The sequence below is a fragment of the Maccoyibacter intestinihominis genome, from assembly GCF_040096355.1.
GTDB classification, from domain to species: Bacteria; Bacillota; Clostridia; order Lachnospirales; family Lachnospiraceae; genus Maccoyibacter; species Maccoyibacter intestinihominis.
Window position 1 is genome coordinate 172,543 of record NZ_JBBMEX010000004.1, and the last position, 22,988, is coordinate 195,530.

At 41.7% G+C, this 22,988-nt stretch carries 20 protein-coding genes and 1 other RNA gene; 1 reads left to right on the forward strand and 20 read right to left on the reverse strand.

Annotated features, from left to right (window positions below):
* Positions 1–121: 121 nt before the first annotated feature.
* From pta to WMO43_RS05705, 19 genes are all read right to left on the reverse strand, one after another.
* A complete protein-coding gene (gene pta, locus WMO43_RS05615; protein WP_177962121.1) occupies positions 122–1,132 on the reverse strand; it encodes a phosphate acetyltransferase in 1,011 nt (336 codons plus the stop codon).
* A gap of 219 nt (positions 1,133–1,351) precedes the next feature.
* On the reverse strand, positions 1,352–1,729 hold the full coding sequence (locus WMO43_RS05620) for a hypothetical protein (RefSeq protein WP_353530489.1): 378 nt from the start codon (positions 1,727–1,729) through the stop codon (positions 1,352–1,354).
* An 87-nt stretch (positions 1,730–1,816) separates the two neighbouring features.
* A complete protein-coding gene (nrdR, locus tag WMO43_RS05625; RefSeq protein WP_353530490.1) occupies positions 1,817–2,269 on the reverse strand; it encodes a transcriptional regulator NrdR in 453 nt (150 codons plus the stop codon).
* Positions 2,270–2,358: 89 nt separating this feature from the next.
* Complete coding sequence (locus WMO43_RS05630; protein WP_177962124.1) at positions 2,359–2,613, reverse strand: YlmC/YmxH family sporulation protein; 255 nt, start codon at positions 2,611–2,613, stop codon at positions 2,359–2,361.
* Between the two features lie 74 nt (positions 2,614–2,687).
* Entirely contained in the window at positions 2,688–3,788 is a 1,101-nt protein-coding gene (ychF, locus tag WMO43_RS05635) for a redox-regulated ATPase YchF (RefSeq protein WP_177962125.1), read from the reverse strand.
* A 739-nt stretch (positions 3,789–4,527) separates the two neighbouring features.
* Positions 4,528–4,869, reverse strand: a transfer-messenger RNA (tmRNA) gene (gene ssrA / locus WMO43_RS05640).
* Between the two features lie 72 nt (positions 4,870–4,941).
* A complete protein-coding gene (gene smpB, locus WMO43_RS05645; protein ID WP_177962767.1) occupies positions 4,942–5,409 on the reverse strand; it encodes an SsrA-binding protein SmpB in 468 nt (155 codons plus the stop codon).
* Positions 5,372–7,534 carry a ribonuclease R gene (rnr, locus tag WMO43_RS05650; RefSeq protein ID WP_353530492.1) on the reverse strand — a complete coding sequence of 721 codons (2,163 nt, stop codon included), beginning with the start codon at positions 7,532–7,534 and terminating at the stop codon, positions 5,372–5,374. The genes smpB and rnr overlap by 38 nt, the downstream gene beginning before the upstream one ends.
* Positions 7,535–7,591: 57 nt before the next feature.
* Positions 7,592–7,831, reverse strand: coding sequence for a preprotein translocase subunit SecG (gene secG / locus WMO43_RS05655; protein WP_177962765.1), 240 nt, complete (start codon positions 7,829–7,831; stop codon positions 7,592–7,594).
* Positions 7,832–7,925: 94 nt separating this feature from the next.
* Positions 7,926–9,230, reverse strand: a complete 1,305-nt coding sequence (eno, locus tag WMO43_RS05660) for a phosphopyruvate hydratase (protein WP_353530493.1) — start codon at positions 9,228–9,230, stop codon at positions 7,926–7,928.
* A 155-nt stretch (positions 9,231–9,385) separates the two neighbouring features.
* Complete coding sequence (gene purB, locus WMO43_RS05665; RefSeq protein WP_177962763.1) at positions 9,386–10,837, reverse strand: adenylosuccinate lyase; 1,452 nt, start codon at positions 10,835–10,837, stop codon at positions 9,386–9,388.
* Between the two features lie 57 nt (positions 10,838–10,894).
* Positions 10,895–12,343, reverse strand: a complete 1,449-nt coding sequence (gene purF, locus WMO43_RS05670; protein WP_353530495.1) for an amidophosphoribosyltransferase — start codon at positions 12,341–12,343, stop codon at positions 10,895–10,897.
* A 78-nt stretch (positions 12,344–12,421) separates the two neighbouring features.
* Entirely contained in the window at positions 12,422–13,300 is an 879-nt protein-coding gene (locus WMO43_RS05675) for a phosphoribosylaminoimidazolesuccinocarboxamide synthase (protein ID WP_353530496.1), read from the reverse strand.
* A gap of 286 nt (positions 13,301–13,586) precedes the next feature.
* Positions 13,587–15,128, reverse strand: a complete 1,542-nt coding sequence (gene gpmI, locus WMO43_RS05680) for a 2,3-bisphosphoglycerate-independent phosphoglycerate mutase (RefSeq protein WP_177962760.1) — start codon at positions 15,126–15,128, stop codon at positions 13,587–13,589.
* A 63-nt stretch (positions 15,129–15,191) separates the two neighbouring features.
* A complete protein-coding gene (locus WMO43_RS05685; protein WP_177962759.1) occupies positions 15,192–16,613 on the reverse strand; it encodes a CapA family protein in 1,422 nt (473 codons plus the stop codon).
* Positions 16,614–16,709: 96 nt separating this feature from the next.
* Positions 16,710–17,459, reverse strand: coding sequence for a triose-phosphate isomerase (gene tpiA / locus WMO43_RS05690; RefSeq protein ID WP_353530498.1), 750 nt, complete (start codon positions 17,457–17,459; stop codon positions 16,710–16,712).
* A gap of 85 nt (positions 17,460–17,544) precedes the next feature.
* A complete protein-coding gene (locus tag WMO43_RS05695) occupies positions 17,545–18,753 on the reverse strand; it encodes a phosphoglycerate kinase (RefSeq protein WP_353530499.1) in 1,209 nt (402 codons plus the stop codon).
* A gap of 133 nt (positions 18,754–18,886) precedes the next feature.
* Entirely contained in the window at positions 18,887–19,903 is a 1,017-nt protein-coding gene (gene gap / locus WMO43_RS05700) for a type I glyceraldehyde-3-phosphate dehydrogenase (protein ID WP_353530501.1), read from the reverse strand.
* Positions 19,904–20,112: 209 nt separating this feature from the next.
* Complete coding sequence (locus WMO43_RS05705; protein WP_353530503.1) at positions 20,113–20,979, reverse strand: hypothetical protein; 867 nt, start codon at positions 20,977–20,979, stop codon at positions 20,113–20,115.
* 318 nt (positions 20,980–21,297) lie between these two features.
* Between WMO43_RS05705 and WMO43_RS05710 the strand changes: the two genes are divergently transcribed.
* Complete coding sequence (locus WMO43_RS05710; protein ID WP_177963833.1) at positions 21,298–22,098, forward strand: histidinol-phosphatase HisJ family protein; 801 nt, start codon at positions 21,298–21,300, stop codon at positions 22,096–22,098.
* A gap of 123 nt (positions 22,099–22,221) precedes the next feature.
* On the opposite strand, the gene WMO43_RS05715 is transcribed toward WMO43_RS05710, so the two are convergent.
* Positions 22,222–22,857, reverse strand: coding sequence for a hypothetical protein (locus WMO43_RS05715; protein WP_353530505.1), 636 nt, complete (start codon positions 22,855–22,857; stop codon positions 22,222–22,224).
* Between the last annotated feature and the right edge of the window lie 131 nt (positions 22,858–22,988).

The window sequence follows — 22,988 nt, forward strand, 5'->3', positions numbered from 1 at the left end:
CCTTACAATAAACAACTGAGTGCATCATAAACACATCTTGCAGTTTATCACACACTCAGTTGCGTATCAAGTTCTTTATTCTAATATGCACGTTTTTCTAAAAAGAATACCGTCTATGTATCTAGGAATCCTTAGAATGATCCCTGTGGCCTAACATGGCTGCAGTCAAAATGGACATATGGTATACTTCCGATGCAGAGCACTCTCTTGAAAGTGTATTAATCGGTGCGTTCAGACCTAATAATATCGGTCCAAAGGCTTCAAAATTACCTAAATATCTTGCAATCTTATATCCGATATTTCCTGCACTTAAATCCGGGAAAATAAAGGTGTTCGTATGTCCTGCGATCTCCGAACCCGGACATTTGGTTGCTGCAACTGCCGGTGATACTGCCGCATCAAACTGCACTTCTCCGATGCTCTCCATATGCGGATATTTTTCGGCAAATTTATTGGCAGCATTACACATACGATCCACATCCGGACCTTTGCCGGAACCATGTGTAGAGTAGCTTAAAAATGCAATCTTTGGATCGATTCCAAAGTCTCTTGCGCAATTCGCGGTCTCATGTGCGATCTCAACCAGTTCATCTTCTGTCGGCTTGATGTTCAAAGCACAGTCGCCTAATACAATGACTTCACTATCACCGGTTGCCCGCGGACGTACCAGTCCGATACAGGAAGAAACCAGATTGTTTCCCTCTTTTGTTCCAATGATCTCTAATGCCGGTTTGATCGTATCTATGACAGAATGCATCACACCGCCAAGCAGGGAATCATATTCTCCCATTTTAATGAGCATGGTTCCAAAATAGTTTGGATCTTTTAAAATCTCTCTCGCTTTTTCCTGCGTCATGCCCTTCTTTGCCCGTATCTCACAAAATTGTTCCACCATCTCATCCATTTTTTCATAGGTAGACGGTGTTAAAATCTTTGCTCCACGGATATTATAACCCGCTTCCTGTGCCGCTTCCCATACGGCATCCTCTTCGCCGATCAGGATCGGCTGCAAAAAATTACCTGCTAACAGCCGCGATGCAGCCTCTATGACACGTGGGTCTGTACCTTCCGGCAATACGATCGTCTTCGGATCCTCCCGCAGCAATCGGATATAGGAATCAAAATCAAACATTAAAAACACCTCCCAAGGTCTTTCATCTTCTCCGTTAATCTTATATTTTTATTTTATACCTATCGTTTTTGTTTTTCAACTATGTTTGCTAATTATTTCCTTGTTTCTTTGCCAATTGTTCTTCTGTTTGTTCTCCTGTTCCCTTAAGTTCAGACTTTTTCTTTTTCGGTCAAAAAAAGAAGAAGATTCTAAGAATCCTCTTCCATATCTCAGTTCTATTTATTTGAACGAAAAATCTTCGATTTCCGGCATTGGAACTACCGGTTTTGCTGTCTCTGCGGATGCACTGTGTCCTACAAAGAACTGATACTGATGAAGCACTTCATCTTTTTTCATATCAGAAACGGCTTTTTGAACATCCAGACTCCGGATATCACTGTCGACCCCCTTTAAAGGATATTCTTTTCCCGGCTGATATGTATCGGCATACTCTGCTGCACCAAAAGTCTGCTTTTGTTCCGGTTTTACAGACTGCATTTTCCCTGTAGAAAAATTCTCTATCGGATTACTGATCTGATCACTACCGGAATTACCTGTCACACGACCTATGGAGTTGTCATAATATCCTTCATAAGGACGGATTTTTGAAATTTCCATAACTTCAAAACCTTCTTTCGCTTATCCTAAGTTCTCACATATTAGTTTTATCGGCTTCATTCGTAAAAACTTTAACAGCTACCGCTTTTATTTATCCAAAATCTTCTTTAATTCATTCATAAAGGTGTTGACATCTTTAAACTCACGATATACAGAGGCAAATCTTACATATGCAACTGCCTCTAAATCCTTGAGCTTATCCATGACGATCTCTCCAATGACGGAACTTGGGATTTCTTTTTCTTCACGGTTAAAAATCTCGGTCTCCACATCATCGATCAACTGATTGATCCGGTTGACGGAAATCGGTCTTTTATGGCAGGCACGAAGTATCCCCGCCTCTATCTTGGTGCGGTCATACTGCTCCCTGTTATTATCCTTCTTGATGACGATCAGCGGTATGGTCTCTACTTTTTCATAAGTAGTAAAGCGCTTTCCACATTCATCACATAATCTGCGGCGGCGAATCGAGTTATTATCATCCGCCGGTCTTGAGTCGATGACCCTCGTATTTTCACTGCTGCAAAACGGACATTTCATCCCATGTTCCTCCTTGGACATACTATTTGCCCCAATTATAAACATTTCGTCAATTATTGTCAACCATTTCACAGATTATGTAACTCTGCTTACAGTCTCTTTTTGATTTCATCTACTTTTACATCGACTAAGATAATATCCGGTCCGATCCGTATGACATTACACCATGGAATAAAAAACTCACAGTCTCTTCCGAAAAATCCCCAGAACCTCGCCGGTCCCGGTACGATCAGTGCTTTGATGCACCCGGTACACTCATCCAGTTCGAGATCCATCACATGCCCTAAACAATGACAGTCACAGACATTGATGACATTCTTTTCTCTCAATTCACACAGTCTCATTTTTTACTCACATACTGTTCTCTTGTATCCATTGTATGCATGATAAAAAGAACTGTGCTCTATGTGTAATATTTTTATACATTAAAGCGGAATAAGATTACATCGCCGTCTTTTACGACATATTCTTTTCCTTCCAGTCCTACCAGACCTTTTTCTTTTGCGGCTGAAAGGCTTCCACAATCGAGTAAATCCTGATAATTGACTACCTCTGCACGGATAAATCCACGTTCAAAATCCGTATGGATCTTTCCGGCTGCCTGCGGTGCTTTTGTTCCGATCTTGATCGTCCATGCTCTTGTCTCATCTTCTCCTGCTGTCAGGTAGCTGATCAATCCAAGCAGGGAATAACTTGCCTTGATAAGTTTTTCAAGTCCTGATTCTTTTAAACCAAGTTCCTCTAAGAACATTGCTTTTTCTTCATCATCTAATTCTGCAATCTCCTGCTCGATCTGTGCACAGATAACAAATACTTCGCACGCTTCTTCTTTTGCGTGTTCGCGCACTTTCTGCACATAAGCATTGGATGCACCGTCATCTGCTAAATCATCTTCTGATACGTTTGCTGCATAAATCACAGGTTTTGCCGTCAACAGATTATATTCTTTAAACCACTTCTGCTCATCCTCATCTTCGCCAAGTTCAAAGGTTTTTGCCAGATTTCCTTCTTCTAAGTGTGCCTTGATCTTTTCTAACAGAGCAAGTTCTTTTGCAAGGGTCTTGTCCATTCTTGCACCTTTTGCTGTCTTGGCAATTCTTCTGTCAAGAATCTCTATATCTGAAAATATAAGTTCTAAATTGATGGTCTCTATATCACGGACCGGATCTACACTTCCATCCACATGTACGACATTGGTATCCTCAAAACATCTGACCACATGCACGATCGCATCTACCTCACGGATGTTTGCAAGGAACTGGTTTCCAAGTCCCTCTCCTTTGCTCGCTCCCTTTACAAGTCCTGCAATATCTACAAATTCAATGACTGCCGGTGTTACTTTTTTTGACTGATACATCTCGCCTAACTTCTGCAAACGCTCATCCGGTACTGCTACCACACCGATATTCGGGTCAATGGTACAGAATGGATAGTTTGCTGACTCTGCCCCTGCTTTGGTAAGGGAGTTAAACAATGTACTTTTTCCTACGTTTGGTAATCCAACGATACCTAATTTCATTTTTATCTTTACCTGTTCAAAAATGCCTGCTTTCCCGGCATCTTTGCCTTTCTATGTTATTTTACTGCACAATTTATTACACAATCATTAAGGCTTTTTCTTTTTTATGCTGTCCACATTTTAATCGTTTCTTCTGGCAATACTCTTAATGTTCTTTGTCTTATATGTTGTTGTCTGGCTGTGTAAACATAATCGTTTCATACAGCTTACAATTATATCATAAGTCCTGCAATTTTAAAACCATCAAAATTTTTATCCGTGTCAGTATATTAATTGGGCATTCATATAACAAATAGTCACCATTGCTTCTGAATACACCAGTCCGCACATCTTTCTTTTCTGCGGAAATGTTGGCACAAACATTCCCCCTTAACATGAATTCTCAAAAAATCTTAAAACGTAATCAAGGGGATATCCCTAGTCTAAATCAGGAATATCTCCTTATAATTTCAAAATGCCAAAATAACTTAAATTTTTCTTTCCGTTGGTGCCTGTTTGTTATACCCCCAAGTATTCACATGGTAGAATTGCCTTTATGTCTGATGCAGTATAATCTGACACATTCCTTACATTTCCATTTTATCATTCAAATAATTTTATCAAAATCTCAATTGATCCATGATAATAATAATCTATGTACGAATTTTCTTTTAGAGAATTCCTATTTTCTTCAATACACCAAACAAAACCGATTTCTGTATACGATAAGATCCTATACAGAGTTCGACTGGTTCAGTTTTAATGGAGTAGACGGGAGTCGAACCCGTGTCCAAAAACAAATCCCCTGTACTTCTACGAGTGTAGTCTGTGATTTAACATTCCCTCCACGATACCTGCAACAGACACAGTTACCGCTTTAGTAGCTTCATAATACGCCCTTATGTGCAAAGCTTAGCATAAGTCGTTTCTCACATAGTCGAAGCCTGGCTCCTAAGGTGTGAGTGCCCTAGGTCAGACTGCTGCACTTAGGCAGCGTATGCTAAATTATCTTCAGCGTTTAAATTTAATTGTGAAATTTGACGCAATTTCTTTCGACTCGCTTCTCCAGCTTCATCATCCCTGTCGAAACCATTACTACCCCGAATTCGGGTGTAGGTCACTTCTACACCTGCTATTATAGACGCGATCATTTCAGCCGTCAAGGGTTCCTTTTTTAATAAAGATTCTTTACCTTGAAATTCCGCTCCGCTTCACGCCTCTGGTCTTTCTTTGCAATGTCATCGCGCTTATCATAGAGCTTCTTACCTTTTGCCAATGCAATCTGTACTTTGACTAATCCACCCTTTAAGTATACTTCCACCGGGACTAAGGTATACCCTTTTTCTGCAATCTTGCCTTGCAGTTTACGAATCTCTGCCTTGTGCATCAGAAGTTTTTTCGGGCGCAGCGGATCTTTGTTAAAAATATTTCCTTTTTCATAAGGAGAGATATGCATGCCATAGATAATGACCTCTCCGTTCTCAATACGGATAAAAGATTCCTTGATGCTGCATTTTCCCATACGCAGGGATTTGACTTCTGTGCCGTGAAGTGCAATTCCCGCCTCATATTTTTCTTCTAAAAAATAATCATGTCTGGCTTTTTTATTGTTCGCGATCAGCTTGATACTTTCCTTTGCCATCTTCTTCCTCCGCTAACTCAAAATCTATCGTCCGCATAAAAGTATCGGTATCTTTTACACGGATCTTTAGTCTCTGACCGAGTTTGTAATGCTTATTTGTAACTTCTCCTATCAGTTCATAGGTTTCTTCGCTGTAGTTGTAATAATCGTCTGTCAGATCCGTGACACGGATCATACCCTCTATTGTATTTGCAAGCTCTACATACATGCCATACCGGGTAACACCGGATATGACACCTTCAAAAGTCTCTCCAATGTGCTGACTCATATACTCCACTTTTTTGAGTTTATCTGTCTCACGCTCTGCCTCTTCTGCTAACCGTTCCCGCTTGCTTGCATGTAATGCAACTTCCGGCAGGATCTTCTCATAATGTGCCTTTCTGGTATCATTCATCCTGCCACGCAGATTCTCTTTGATAATACGATGGATCTGCAGATCCGGATATCTGCGGATCGGAGAAGTAAAATGACAGTAGTATTTTGCCGCTAAGCCAAAATGCCCGGTACAATCCACCGTATACTTTGCCTGCTTCATCGAACGCAGGGTCAGTCGGCTGATCAAAGGTTCTTCGGGTGTTCCATCGATCTGTTCTAACAGCTTTTGCAGTTCTTTTGGATGTACCTCATCCTTTGCGATATGCATACTGTAACCAAAGTTATTGATAAACGTAGACAGTTTTTGGATCTTTTCCTCATCGGGATTCTCATGTGTCCGGTAAACGAACGGTATCTCCTGCCAGAAATAGTCCTCGGCAACCGTTTCGTTTGCTGCTAACATAAAATCTTCAATGATCTTTGTTGCAACATTCCGCTCATACGGGCGGATATCCACCGGATTTCCCTTTTTATCTAAAATGATCTTTGTCTCAGGAAAATCAAAGTCAATTGAGCCACGCTTCATGCGTTTTTTCCGCAAAATGGCTGCTAACTTTTCCATCCGCTCAAACATCGGGATCAGTTCTTCGTATTCTGCCCGCTCTTTCTCATCCTGTTCCTGTAAAATTTTTTTGACACTGGTGTAACTCATACGTCTGTCCACCCGCACAACAGTCTCTGCGATCACATGATCTAACAGTTTTCCCTTGTCGTCAAATTTCATAATACAGCTCAATGCCAGACGGTTCTCGCCCTGATTCAGCGAACAGATTCCATTCGATAATGTGTGCGGCAGCATTGGGATCACACGGTCTACTAAATAGACACTGGTTCCACGCTTCTCGGCCTCAACATCCAAAGCGGAGTGCTCCTGCACATAATTCGTTACATCTGCAATGTGGACACCTAACGTATATATGCCATCTTCTTCGGTCAGTGTGATCGCGTCATCCAGGTCCTTGGCATCTTCGCCATCGATGGTGACCGTCTGCCAGTCCCTTATGTCCATTCTGCCTGCCATATCGGCTTCACTGACCTCTTTTGCCACACGCTCTGCCTGATTTAAAATCTTTTCCGAAAATTCTATCGGAAGATCGTAGGCTTTTACGATGGATAGAATATCCACTCCCGGATCATTGACATGACCTAAGATCTCAACAATTTTTCCCTCCGGCTTTCTGCCGTCTCTGCCGTAATCGGTAATCTCGCAGACTACCTTATGACCACTGACTGCTCCTTTGGAACGCTCGATCGGAATAAAAATGTCATTTGCGATCTTCTGATTATCCGGCACTACAAATCCAAAATTTTTACTCTGTTCGTAATAACCGACTACTTTTGTGACACCGTGTTCTAAGATTTTTACGATTGAACCCTCTTTCCTCTTTCCTCCGGTCGACGGCATGATCTTTACCTGTACGGTATCTAAATGCATGGCTCCATGGACTTCAGATTCCGGAATATAGATATCCTCGCCCTCTTCCATCCGTAAAAATCCAAACCCTTTTGGATGACTCTCAAATACACCGGTTACAAAATGATGTTTTGCCTTACTGTATTTTCCCTTTTTGCTGACATCTGCCTTGCCGTCAGCCACCAGTGCGTCTAACACTTCCTGCAATTCTGCTCTCTGGCTTTTCGGAATCTGTAAGAGCATAGCCATCTCTTTGGCTTTCATTGGCACATAAAAGTCATCACACAAGAGACTGTATATGGTTTTTTTTCTTTTTTCTAATGCTTCGTGATCCATAATTCTCCTATTAAACTCAAAAAGGACTGTCGCATCAACGACAGCCCTGCATTTCCTTTAGAAACTTCCTATATTCAATACAATGGAAAGTATTAAAAACAGTGCGACCAAAGCTCTGGTTGCTTTAACTAAGACACCTTCCATGGAACGGTCTTTATGCTTGCTCCAATAGGTATCGGATGCACCTGCAATTGCTCCAAGTCCTGCGGATTTACCTTCCTGACATAAAATAATAGCTGTAATGATGATACTTATAAGAATTAATACTACTGTTAATATCGTTTTTAAAACTGCCACTTGTGACACCTCCTGTAGTTTCCTCCACTCGTAACTTGGTAAAGTATATCATACTTTCTATGTCTATGCAAGGGTTTTCGCCCAAAACCCGGTATTAAATCTTGTTAAATGGATTCGTATATTTGGCTGCTTCCTTCATCTCTTCTTCAATCCGAAGAAGCCGGTTGTATTTTGCGACACGCTCACTCCGGCATGGTGCTCCTGTTTTTATCTGCCCTGCATTGACCGCTACGGCAAGGTCTGCAATAAAAGAATCCTCTGTTTCCCCGGAACGATGGGAGATCACTGCACGAAATGCATTTTTCTGAGCTAATTCGATCGCATCCATTGCCTCTGTCACCGTACCGATCTGATTGACTTTGATCAAAATGGCATTGCCGGTATGAAACTTAATTCCTAAATCCAGACGTTTGGTATTCGTTACAAACAGATCGTCTCCGACTAACTGGACACGGTCGCCTAAACGCTTTGTCATTGCTTTCCAGCCATCCCAGTCATCTTCGTCTAACCCGTCTTCGATCGAAATGATCGGGAACTCTTCGATCAATTCCTCATAGTATGAGATCATTTCATTCGTATCCCTTAAGACTTCTTCATCTTTTAACTTTCCTTCGCCCTCAAAGTGATACATGCCGTCCTCTTCACAGTATAGCTCACTTGCCGCTGCATCTATTGCAATTTTAAAATCTGTCCCTGCCTCGTAACCGGCTGCCTCGATCGCTTTGACGATAAACTTCAGGACTGCCTTTGCATCCGGCAGATCCGGGGCAAAACCACCCTCGTCCCCAACACCTGTGGCATAATTTTTTTCTTCTAATAATCTCTTTAAATTGTGGTAGACCTCGGCACATTTACGCAGTGCATCCGAAAAATCCTCTGCCTGCACCGGCATGATCATAAATTCCTGAAAATCCACGGTATTCGCCGCATGTTTTCCACCGTTTAAAATATTCATCATCGGAACCGGGAGCAATCTTGTGTGACAGCCTCCAAGATAACGGTAAAGTGGGATCTCTAACGCATTTGCCGCCGCTCTTGCCACTGCCATAGAGACTGCTAACATCGCATTGGCACCAAGATTGACTTTATTTTCCGTGCCATCTAAGGCGATCATCTTTGCATCGATATTTTCCTGCTCTAATACATTCATACCGATGATTTCTTTTGCGATCCGTTCATTGACATGACGCACGGCATTCTGTACGGCAAGTCCAAAGTATTCTGTGGTACCATCGCGAAGCTCTACTGCTTCAAACCGTCCGGTACTCGCACCGGATGGGACAGCGGCACTTCCCACAATATAATCGGATACCTTTACTTCTGCTTCAATGGTCGGATTTCCTCTGGAGTCTAAAATCTGTCTTGCTTTTACTTCTGTAATCGGATAAAAACTGTTCATATCTCTTCCTCACTCTTTTTTCTGTTATCCTGTCCGATCCATTCAAAATTATGCAAAAAAACGGCAACTCTCTAAAGATCATTGCCGTTTTTTTAATCTGTTCTCTATGCTGTTATTTTTGCCGCTTTACGATTTTGCTGCGATATCCTGTCCTTTTATACGTTGATTTCAACCTCTACGCCAAGCAGGTCTTTGCGTTCTTCTAATGCCGGTTTTATGACATTTTCTAAGAATGCGGTTACCTGGATCGGTGCTCTTCCCACATATTTTGCAGGGTCCATAGATTTTTCTAATTCTTCTAAGGTCAGATTGAATGCCGGATCTGCTGCGATCAGTTCTAAAAGATTGTTGTCTTTTCCTTCCTCTTTGACATTCTTTCCTGCCTCCATGGAAAGCTGACGGATCTTTTCGTGCATCTCCTGACGGTTACCTCCATTTTTTACGGCATCCATCATAATATTTTCGGTTGCCATGAACGGAAGCTCTGCCATCATGTGTTTGCGGATAACCTTATCATATACTACCAGTCCGTCTACGACGTTCAGACATAAATCTAAAATACCGTCAATGGCAAGGAAGCCTTCCGGAATGCTTAAACGCTTGTTTGCGGAATCGTCTAACGTTCTCTCAAACCACTGTGTTGCAGATGTGATCGCCGGATTTAAGGCATCGATCATCACATAGCGGGAAAGAGATGCAATACGCTCACTCCGCATCGGATTTCTCTTATATGCCATCGCGGAGGAACCGATCTGGTTTTTCTCAAATGGCTCTTCTACTTCTTTTAAGTGCTGGAGCAGACGGATATCATTTGACATCTTATGCGCACTTGCTGCAATGCCTGCTAAAACATTTGCTACTCTGGTATCTACTTTTCTTGAATAGGTCTGACCGGATACCGGATAACATTCTGCAAATCCCATTTTTTTCGCGATCATCGGATCGATCTTATCGATGGTTTCCTGATCTCCTGCGAATAACTCCTGAAAACTTGCCTGTGTTCCTGTCGTTCCTTTAGAGCCTAAGAGTTTTAAGCTGTTCTGTACATACTCTAAATCCTCTAAATCCATTAAAAATTCCTGCATCCAGAGTGTTGCACGTTTTCCTACGGTAGTCGGCTGTGCCGGCTGGAAATGTGTAAATGCCAGTGTCGGCAGTTCTTTATATTCGTCTGCAAATTTTGCAAGTTCATCGATCACATTGACTAATTTTTTACGGACTAATTTCAGTGCCTCGTTCATGACGATAATGTCCGTATTGTCACCCACATAACAGGAGGTTGCTCCTAAATGAATGATACCTGCTGCCTTTGGGCACTGCTGTCCATAAGCATACACATGGCTCATAACATCATGGCGTACTAACTTTTCACGCTCTTTTGCCACTTCATAATTAATATCCTCGGCATTTGCCTTTAACTCATCGATCTGCTCCTGTGTGATGACCGGTTTTCCATTCTCGGAAAGACCTAATTCCATTTCTGTCTCTGCAAGCGCGATCCAGAGTTTTCTCCAGGTACGGAATTTCATATCCGGTGAAAAAATATACTGCATTTCTTTACTTGCATAGCGCTCTGAGAGCGGACTGTTATATCTGTCTGTTGACATAGGTGTCTCCTTTCGTATACGGGGTATCTGCTTTATATGGTTATGATTGAACTATGATCATCTCTCAAAGTCTCCGCGGATGTCCTCTTTTGGCGGTTCCATCGGATATTTTCCTGTAAAGCATCCTTTACAGATGGACAATCCGTTGACTAATTCTTCTAATCTTGGAATCTCTAAATAGCCTAGGGAATCCGCACCGATCACATCCCGGATCTCTTCTATCGTCCGGTTATAGGCGATCAGCTGCTCTCTTTCCGGAATATCGGTTCCAAAATAACAAGGCCATAAGAATGGCGGGGAGGAAATCCGTACATGTACTTCTGTTGCCCCTGCATCCCTTAGCATACGCACGATACGGTCAGAGGTTGTTCCTCGCACAATGGAATCGTCTATCATGATGACTCGTTTTCCATCTACTGCCTCTTTTAGGACATTCAGCTTGATCTTTACACTGGATTCGCGGTTGCTCTGTTTTGGCTTGATAAAGGTTCTTCCGACATAGCCATTTTTTACAAATGCCGTTCCATAAGGGATTCCCGATTCCATGGCATATCCAAGTGCTGCCGCATTTCCCGATTCCGGCACGCCTACGACTAAGTCTGCCTCTACCGGTGAATCCATTGCTAAAAATCTGCCTGCTTTAATTCTGGAATCATAGACTCCGATCCCATCGATCTGGCTGTCCGGTCTTGCAAAATAAATATATTCAAAAATACAACGTGCCTGTCTTTCTTTCTCTAAACACATCGTGGTATCGGATACGATTCCTTTTTCCGGCGTGATCGTAACCACCTCACCCGGCAGCACATCACGGACAAATTCTGCTCCGAGTGTGTCTAAGGCACAGCTTTCCGATGTTAAAATATAGGCATTGTCTCTTTTTCCGATACAGAGCGGTTTAAATCCATATGGATCTCTTGCGCCGATCAGTTTTCTGGGACTCATGACAACCAGTGCAAAAGCCCCCTGAATCTTTTGTGCTGCTCTTCGCACTGCTTCTTCTACGTTATCGGAATTAAGGCGTTCCCTTGCGATATGATAAGCAATGACCTCTGAATCGATCGTTGTCTGGAAAATCGCTCCGGTATACTCTAATTCTCTGCGAAGCTCATTTGCATTGATCAGATTTCCGTTGTGAGCTAATCCTAAGGTTCCCTTCACATAGTTCAACACCAATGGCTGTGCATTCTCTCGTGTGGAGGCTCCGGCTGTAGAATAGCGGACATGACCGACTCCGATATCTCCTTTCATGGACTCTAAAATATCCTGAGTAAAGACTTCATTCACCAGTCCCATATCCTTATGTGTGGTCACTTTTCCTTTTGGTCCGTCTGTCTTGCTGACTGCAATACCACAGCTCTCCTGTCCGCGGTGCTGCAATGCAAATAAACCATAATAGATTGTGGATGCCACATCATGTCCATCAAAATCATACATTCCAAAGACGCCACATTCCTCATGCAGATCATCCCACGGTGTATTTTTTTCTAATTCTTTATTCTTCATAAAGTTTTAACCTTTCACTACCCGGCTGTCTTTAGACCACCGGTATTCTTCTTACTGCCTGTAATTCTCTATGCAGAATTAATCGAATTTTGTACCAGTCAGCAATTCATAAGCCTCTTTATATTTGTCTACGGTTTTTATGACAACTTCTTCCGGCAGCAGATAATCATTGTCCGGATTTGCTTTTAACCAGTCTCTGACAAACTGTTTGTCAAAGGATGGCTGGGATTTTCCTGCTTCATATCCCTCTAATGGCCAGAATCTGGAGCTGTCCGGTGTGAGCATTTCATCTCCAAGCACTACGTTTCCGTTCTCGTCTAAACCGAACTCAAACTTGGTATCTGCAATGATAATGCCTTTGCTCAACGCATACTCTGCACATTTTTTATACAATGCAATGGTACAGTCCTTGATCTGGTTTGCGTAGTCCGCACCTTTTCCCGGATAGATTTCCTCTAAAATCTCTACACTTCTTTCAAAGGATATATTTTCATCATGCAGTCCGATCTCTGCTTTGGTACTTGGTGTATAGATCGGCTCCGGCAGCTTGTCTGACTCTTTTAAGCCCTCCGGTAATGTAATCCCGCAGACTGTTCCGTTTTCCTTATAACTCTCCCATCCGCTTCCTGTAATATATCCGCGCACGATGCACTCGATCGGAAGCATCTCTAACTTCTTGCACATCATGCTGTTTCCGTCAAATTTTTCCTGCTGGAAAAATTCCGGCATATCTTTCACATCAACGGAAAGCATATGGTTTGGTACGATATCTTTCGTAAAATCAAACCAGAACTTAGACATCTGTGTTAAGATCGCACCCTTTTGGGTAATCTGATTCTTCAAAATGTGGTCAAATGCTGAGATTCTGTCTGTCGCTGTGATAATGAGGCTTTCTCCGATATCATATACCTCGCGTACTTTTCCTTCTTTAATTGGCAAAAATTCCTGTGTACTCATGTCGTCCTCCATTTTCTATGCTTTCCATAACTTAAACTCTGTTTACATACTACAGAAAAAATTATAATACAGGGCGTTTTGGAAAGTCAACGGATTTGACCGGAGTTGTGTTTTTCCGGGTGTAGAAAATTCTGATATTTTTATTAGTTTTTTTGTGTAATTTCTTCCATTTATAAGTTGTGCTAATAACCACGTTATAAAAAACCCTGAAACTCCAAAACCATTTCGGGATTTTGAAATTCCAGGGTCTGCTTTTCATCCGATATATTTTTGACGATCGATCGTCTTATTTTTTGATCAACAGGGATTTTCCGGTCATCTCTGCCGGCTGTTTCATTCCCATGGTCTCGATCAGAGTTGGTACGATATCTGCTAAGCATCCGCCATCTCTTAAGGTATATGCAGGATCATAGTTTACTAAGATAAATGGTACCTGATTGGTGGTATGTGCGGTAAACGGAGCACCTGTCTCGTAGTCGATCAACTGCTCTGCATTTCCGTGGTCTGCACAAATGAACATTACACCATCGACTTCTTTGATCGCCTCTACTGCTTTTCCGACACATTCATCTACTGCTTCTACCGCCTTAATCGCAGCTTCTTCTACTCCGGTATGACCTACCATATCCGGGTTTGCAAAGTTGATGATGATAACATCATATTTATCGGAACGGATGGCTGTTGTCAATTTATCGCATACTTCGTAAGCACTCATCTCCGGTTTTAAGTCATAGGTAGCAACCTTTGGAGAGTTTACTAAGATTCTGTCTTCTCCCTCATTCGGTTCTTCTACACCACCGTTGAAGAAGAAAGTTACATGTGCGTATTTTTCTGTCTCTGCAATACGGGCCTGTGTCATATGATTTGCTGCAAGCCACTCACCGAATGTATTGGTTACGGCAACCTTCGGGAATGCCACAAATTTATTCGGGATCGTCGGATCATAATCGGTAAAGCATACAAAGGTTGTCTTAATTCTTGCACCTCTGTCAAATCCCTTGAAATCATCATCGCAGAAGCATCTGGTGATCTCTCTTGCACGGTCCGGGCGGAAGTTGAAGAAAACAACAGAATCGTTATCTTTAATAGTTGCAACCGGAGCACCGTTTTCCATAACTACGGTTGGTTTTACGAACTCATCTGTCTCATCTTTGTCATAGGACTGCTGAATTGCTTCCGGTCCACTTGCAGCGGTCTGTCCCTCGCCTTTTGTCAGTGCATCATATGCTAATTTTACACGGTCATAGTTGTTATCTCTGTCCATTGCATAGTAGCGTCCGGAAACAGATGCGATCTTACCCACGCCGATCTTTTTCATTTCATCCTCTAATGCAATTGCAAAATCTTTTCCGCTTGCAGGCGGTGTATCACGTCCGTCTAAGAAGCAGTGTACATATACATTGGATAATCCGTTTCTCTTTGCTAACTCTAATAAGCCATAGAGGTGTGTATTGTGGCTATGTACACCACCATCGGATAAGAGTCCGAAGAAATGAAGGTCACTGTTATTTTTCTTGCAGTTTTCTACTGCTTTTAAAAGTGCTTCATTCTCAAAGAAAGTTCCTTCTTCAATATCTTTGGTGATTCTTGTAAGCTCCTGATATACAATACGTCCTGCTCCCATGTTCAGATGTCCTACTTCTGAATTACCCATCTGTCCATCCGGAAGTCCTACTGCTAAGCCGCTGGCATTACCTCTTACAAACGGATACTCTTTCATCAGTTTGTCCATGACCGGAGTCTTTGCCTCTGCTACTGCATTTCCTTTTGTGGTCTTATTCAGACCATATCCATCTAAAATCATTAATACGGTTGGTTTTTTACTCATACTCAATTCCTCTTTTCTTATCACTTTCAGACTTATCTTAAAACAAATCTACACATTTTTCAACTACTTCGATAAATTTGTTACATATCCTTCTTCATCTATGGAAACATCCTTTGAAAGTCCCCGCATAAAATCCAAAACCTCTGTCCTCTGGCTTCCATCGGTCAGGAGTCTGGTCCTCGTTCCCGACTGGATACATGGCAAAAACCGCAAACGGATACTTCCGTCTTTTTGTATCCGCACCTGTGCTACTCCGGTATCTAAGGTCTTGTTATTAAACCAGAAATTTCCCAGACTGTAGAGAACCGGTACGTCCTCTATATAAGCAATTCCCTGTAAACAATGTGTGTGTCCTCCAATGATCACATCGGCTCCTGCACTTACAAATGCTTCCGCTAATTCCTTCTGGTCTGCTCCATAGGAATGATTTCCTTCCGTTCCCCAGTGCGGATATGCAATGACAATATCACTGTTACTCTTTGCTTTTCGGATCACTTCCGTAAATTTGTCAGGTTTTAAGGTCTTTAACACTCCGGGACTGTCTTTCGTTGCTTCTTTTGTATAGGAATACGAACGTTCTATCTGTGTTGCAGCTACTATTGCAATTTTTCTGCCATTTGCAATAAAATAAACAATTTTTTCTGCTTCTTCTAAATTCCTGCCGGCTCCCACATAGGGTATCTGTGCCTGCTCTAGTGTATCCATTGTATCTAACAGTGCTTCTTCTCCATAATCATAAACATGATTATTTGCAAGGGAAACAATATCCGCACCAAGCTGCTGTAACACTTCCACGCGGGATGGCGCCGCCCGGAACGTATATGCCTTTCCGGCTAACGGTGTTCCTCTGTTACTATAGGTAAATTCGTTGTTGATCAGCAAAATATCCGCACTTTGCAGTTCTAACATTAGATCGGATGACAGACAATCATAAATGCCATCTGGCTGTCTGTCCATAAATACGGTCGTAGACCAGCCCTCCGACAGATTGATGTCTCCGGTAAAATCCAACACGGTCTCTTCCCCTGCACATTCTTTGTCATAGATATTTTCTAACAGTTCAGACTGATATCCGGTATCCTGGCAATAGTAGACCCAGAGCACCTGCATCGTATTGCCGGTCAATGTATACCATATATTCGGATCCTGATTTTCCTTTTCTACTTCATCTGCTACTTTTTTTAATGTCTCATCTCCATATTTAGAATGAAACCATGCCAAAAAATTTTCATCGATCGGACGATTACTGATAAATTCTTTCTGGCATTTTTCTAAAATTGTATCATATTCTGTCTGCAGATCTGACCTTGCTCCTGCTTCCTGTTCCTTGTCAGCTTCTGCCTTCTGCCCATCTGCCTGTGCAGTTGTCTGCTTCGTATCTTCATTTTTTTGTTTTAAGTACCATGTTCCTGCAAAATATCCTGTTGCTAAGATCACAAGAAGGATACTTAAAATGATCCCTGCCTTTTGAAGCCTTCGTTTCATAGGTTCCTCTCAAGTTTCTTTTCTCTGCGTTTGTCTTTAACTGTAATAAGCAGCGATGTAAACACCGCTGCTTATCATGATATATCATCGTTATGATTATTTGTAGTTTACGATCTTACCAAAGTCAGCTTTGAGGGATGCTCCTCCAACTAAACCACCGTCAATGTCAGGTTTTGCAAATAACTCTGCTGCATTTCCTGCATTTACAGATCCGCCGTACTGGATACGGATCTCTGCTGCTGTTGCATCATCATATACTTCTGCGATGCATGCACGGATTGCTGCACATACTTCTTCTGCCTGATCAGATGTAGCTGTCTCGCCTGTTCCGATAGCCCAGATTGGCTCGTAAGCGATTACTGCTTTCTTAGCCTGATCTGCTGTTACATCCTGGAATGCGATCTTGATCTGCATACGGATCCAGTCAATGTAGATACCCTGTTTTCTCTGTGTTAAAGACTCACCGCAGCAGATGATCGGTGTAATACCATGCTCAAATGCTTTTAATACTTTTTTGTTTACAGTCTCATCTGTCTCTGCAAAGTATTCTCTTCTCTCGGAATGTCCTAATACAACGTATTTTACGCCTGCATCTACTAACATGTTTGGAGCGATCTCTCCTGTGTATGCTCCGCTCTCCTCAAAGTACATGTTCTCAGCACCAATGTTGATGTTTGTACCTTTTGCAGCTTCCATAGCCGGGATGATGTCGATAGCAGGTACGCAGAATACTACGTCTACGTCATCATTTTTTACTAATGGAGTTAACTCCTTTACTAATGCTACTGCCTCGCTTGGAGTCTTGTTCATTTTCCAGTTACCTGCAATAATTTTCTTTCTTGCCATTGTTTTATTCTCCTTTTTTGTATGTATTGATCCTATAAAAAACAAGGAAGTTCGTTCTTCACTACATTTGAACTTACGAAATATCCTATTTATCGTTCGCTGCTGCTACACCCGGAAGCTCTTTTCCTTCTAAGAACTCTAAGGAAGCTCCACCACCTGTTGAGATATGGGTCATCTTGTCACCAAATCCTAACTGGTTTACTGCTGCTGCGGAATCACCACCACCGATGATGGTTGTTGCATCTGTCTCAGCTAATGCTTTTGCTACTGCAATTGTTCCTGCTGCAAGTGTCGGGTTCTCAAATACACCCATCGGTCCGTTCCATACAACAGTCTTAGCAGATTTTACTGCATCTGCATATAATTTTGCTGTCTCTGTTCCGATGTCTAAACCTTCCATATCTGCCGGGATTGAATCTGCCGGTACTACTTTTACATCGATCGGTGCATCGATCGGATCAGGGAATCCTGCTGCAATGGTTGTATCAATTGGAAGTAATAATTTCTTACCAAGCTTCTCAGCTTTTTCCATCATTTCTTTACAATAATCAATCTTGCTGTCATCTGCTAAAGATAATCCGATCTCTTTTCCCTGTGCTTTTAAGAATGTGTAAGCCATACCACCACCGATGATCAGGGTATCACATTTCTCAAGTAAGTTAGAGATAACGTTTAATTTATCTGCTACTTTTGCACCACCTAAGATCGCTACGAAAGGTCTTACCGGATTCTCTACTGCATTTCCTAAGAAATCGATCTCTTTCTGCATCAGATATCCAACAACTGCTGTATCTACTAATTCAGCCACACCTACGTTAGAGCAGTGTGCTCTATGAGCTGTACCGAATGCATCGTTTACAAATACATCACAGATAGAAGCAAGGTCTTTTGAGAAAGCCTCTCCATTCTTTGTCTCTTCTGCTCTGTAACGTGTATTCTCTAAAAGGATGATGTCTCCATCTTTCATTGCCTCTACGGCTGCTCTTGCATTTGGTCCTACTACTTCGTTATCTGCTGCAAATTTTACTTCCTGTCCTAATAACTCGGAAAGTCTTACTGCTACAGGTGCTAAAGATAACTCTGGTTTTGGCTCTCCCTTTGGTTTTCCTAAGTGGGAGCAAAGAATTACTTTTCCGCCATCCGCTACTAATTTTTTGATCGTAGGAAGTGCTGCTACTAAACGGTTCTCGTCTGTGATCTTTCCATCTTTTAATGGTACGTTAAAATCACAACGGCAAAGAACACGAAGTCCCTTTACATTAATATCATCTACTGATTTTTTGTTTAATCCCATTTTTATTTTCCTCCTGGATATTGTTATGTACGTTTACCGAAATCTGAAACCTTATCTCCGTAAACGAAAAAAATGAGTCCGGCCCTTTAAAGACCGGACCCATGTTGAGTCTTTTTTACTCTGGTATCAATACTTATGCTAACTCTGAGAAGTATTTGATTGTACGAACCATCTGAGATGTATAGCTGTTCTCATTGTCATACCATGAAACAACCTGTACTTCGTATAAATCATCAGAAATAGGATTTACCATTGTCTGAGTTGCATCGAATAAAGAACCAAATCTCATTCCTACGATATCGGAAGATACGATCTCATCCTCGTTGTATCCGAAGGATTCATTTGCTGCTGCTTTCATAGCTGCATTGATGTCTTCTTTTGTTACACCAGCTTTTTTAACAACTGCTGTTAAGATTGTTGTAGAACCTGTTGGTGTAGGAACACGCTGTGCAGAACCGATTAATTTTCCGTTTAACTCTGGGATAACTAATCCGATTGCTTTTGCAGCACCTGTGCTGTTAGGAACGATGTTAACTGCTGCTGCACGGGATCTTCTTAAATCACCTTTTCTCTGTGGTCCGTCTAATGTCATCTGATCACCTGTGTAAGCGTGGATTGTGCACATGATACCGGACTGGATCGGTGCAAATTTGTTTAATGCATCTGCCATTGGTGCTAAGCAGTTTGTTGTACAAGAAGCTGCTGAGATGATTGTATCAGAAGCTTTTAATGTCTCGTGGTTTGTGTTGTATACGATTGTTGGAAGATCGTTACCTGCTGGAGCAGAAATAACAACTTTACGAGCACCTGCATTGATGTGTGCCTGTGCTTTTTCTTTGGATGTATAGAATCCGGAGCACTCTAATACAACGTCAACTTTTAATTCACCCCATGGGCAATTGTTTGCATCTGGGAATGCGTAGATTTTGATTTCTTTTCCATCAACTGTGATAGAATCTTCTCCAGCTGTTACTGTGTCAGCTTTCTCATATTTTCCCTGAGAAGAATCATATTTTAACAAGTGTGCTAACATTTTAGGGCTTGTTAAATCGTTGATTGCTACTACTTCGTATCCTTCTGCACCGAACATCTGTCTGAATGCAAGACGACCAATACGGCCAAAACCATTGATTGCTACTCTTACTGCCATTTCTTATTCCTCCTAGAAATTTTGAATGAAATTTTTTCTTACTTTTGAGCTAGCTTGCCCAACTACTGATATTTTAACTAATTCTTAGAAAAATTTCAAGGGTATTTCGTATCTTTGTTAAACTTTTCACTATTTTTTTACACATATTGGATTTTGTATAAGAATTCAGGGGCAAAAACTACCGTTTTGCCCCCAGTATTGTTTCACTTCTATTTTCGGATGGTGATGGATTTGATATTACTGTAAGATCCATAGAGTCTTTGTCCGTTTACATTCCGGTATGCCCGTATCTTATAGTAGTATTTTTTTCCGATCATCCGGTTTTTGTCTGTCATGCTGCAGTTCTTTGCTGAATTGATCGTTTTTATTTTTTTATATCCGGAGTTCTTTTTTGTGGAACGGTATACTTCATATCCGCTGGTTTTATCGCTCCGGTTCCACTTTAACCACACTTTTTTGGTCGCTTTATTCTTTGCCGTTGTCAGCTTCACGGTCTGCGGTATTTTTACCACACTGTCATAATTATTCGCATGGCGGATATAAGTTAAGCCCGTAATGGATGATTTTGGGATCGTAACGTTCCATCGGATCTTGCAGTGGCCGTCCCAGTTGCAGTCTGCAAACGTGATCGTATCTGCCGTAACCTTTGTCACAAAAACGGAATGCGTATTATACCTGTAACGGATCACATCCCCGGCTTTTACTTTTGACAGGTTCGTATGGCTAGACCAGGTTCTTGGTGCACTTCCGAACACATCATAACCGAGTTTTTCTGAAAATCCCATACACTGGATCGCATTAGAAAAACTGTTACAGCCGCACTGCCCCTGATATCCCTTTGCCAGACAATTGCCATGATGCGTACACGGTGTATCCGTCCAGCCATCCGGGTTATTTACAAAACTCCCTGAGTGGTTCCAGTATTTTCCGTTTGGAAATTTTTTCTGAAGTTGCGTGATCCTCTGCTCTAAACTTCCGCTTGTACTTGCTGCTTCTGCCTTTATCGGTGTATCTGCCACAGCCAGCATGGACACAAGCAGGCAGACCGTAAGCAGTCCTGATAGTATTTTTTTCATCGGTGGATTCCTTCCCTGTTGGTATATTGCAGATGTTTTCTGCTTCCTTTGTCACTATATTAAATGATAACATGGGACAGGGATGTGAACAAGTGGAATCTTTTGCTGTGATTGTGATATAATGAGTGCAAGCGATGAGCAGTGCCATCCAACGAAAATATAACTGACTTGTGCTTGCATAAAGTCAATTATATTTTTGTTGGATGATAGGGCGAATGCCCGTACAGCAAAAAAATCTTTGATTTTTGAGCGGCACTGCGATGTGTATGCATACACGGTAACGCATAATTGAATGAAATAATCACAGGAGGATTACAAATGCTTTGGGACACCCATTTACATACACGTTATTCCGGTGACAGCACTGCCGAACCGGAAGATATGGTTCAGGCTGCCCTTCAACATGGTTTGGATGGCATCTGCTTTACCGATCATATTGATTACGACTATCCAAAAGAACCGGAACTTTTTTTATTCGATATGGATGCTTATCAAAAAGAGTTGTCTGAGTTAAAGGAAAAATATCAAAACGTTCTGCCAATCTGCATTGGTGTGGAACTCGGTCTACAGCCACAGGCCGCGGAATATAACCGTCAGCTTTTACAGAACAGCATTTTAGACTTCGTCATTGGTTCTTCCCATGTTGTGCACGGGATCGATCCTTATTATCCTGAGTATTATGAAGGAAAAACGGAGTATGAGGCTTACTTAGAATATTTTGAATCCATTCTAGAAAATATTCAGGCTTATGACGATTTTGACGTTTACGGACACATCGACTATGTTGTCCGCTATGGTCCAAATAAAAATGCCGATTATTCTTATCGAAAATATTCTGACGTGATAGATGAGATCTTTAAGCAGTTAATTTCCCGTGGAAAAGGCATCGAGTTAAATACTGCCGGTTTAAAATACGGTCTTGGACATCCGCATCCAACGGAAGATGCCCTTGGCCGCTACCGTGAACTTGGCGGCGAGATCCTGACGATCGGTTCTGACGGACACAAACCGGAACACCTCGCCTTTGATTTTAAAAAAGTGCCCTCGTTTCTGCAGGATGCCGGTTTTCGCTATTATACGGTTTTCCGGGGACGGAAGGCGGAATTTGTGAAACTGTAAAAAGAGTTCTAAAAAATCCGTAGTGTGACAGGTACGATAAACCTCTATCACATTACGGATTTTTCTCTGTTTTTATATTTTATACTAACTTCATTCCATCCTGTTCTTCTACACAGTCTGTATTTATAGTTCTTTACGCACTCCTTCTACTCGTCCTTCTAATTTCCCTTTCAGTATTAAATCATCAATTGCTTTGCACATATTGACCCTGCCCCCTTCGATATAATCATCTTTGACTGCAAGTAAATTCTCTGATCCTGTATAGGCAGCTGCCATATTGTAGGCATCCTCTTCCATTTTTCCATACTCAGGATCTTTCGTCATTAACTGCCGCATACTCTCATCATCCTTAGAACAGCGGATAAAATCCAACATTCCATGCAAATCTGTAGCTGCATCCCATTCGTCTTTTCCATAGTATAGCACAAATGTCACAACCGGATAAAGACGTATATCTTTTTGAAATCCACACAAATACTCTGCTGCTGTTAAATGCTGACCATCCTTTCCTTTTCTGCGAAGTCTTCTGCGGATACACTTAAGCTGCCTCTCGTATTCTCCAACATCGTAAGACATTGCCCATACCGGAAATGTATAATCGATGTTGCTCTGATTTTCAATACCGATCACGGAAAAATTAATGCCAAAGGCAGTCTTACGGACTAAATCACGGATTTTAATGCCATATGTGTGTTTTCCGATATACCGGTGCTTTCTGTCTCCCGTGGTCTGTCCCCAGAAACCGGTCTGCGTATCCATCTCCTGCTTTTTTCTAAATTGAATTAAAAGCATAGATTTTTTGATTTGATATTAGATAGAATTGACAGGTATACACCTGATAAGATATCCAGAATCTGTATGCTTTGTGAGAATTTTATCATAAGTTCCCG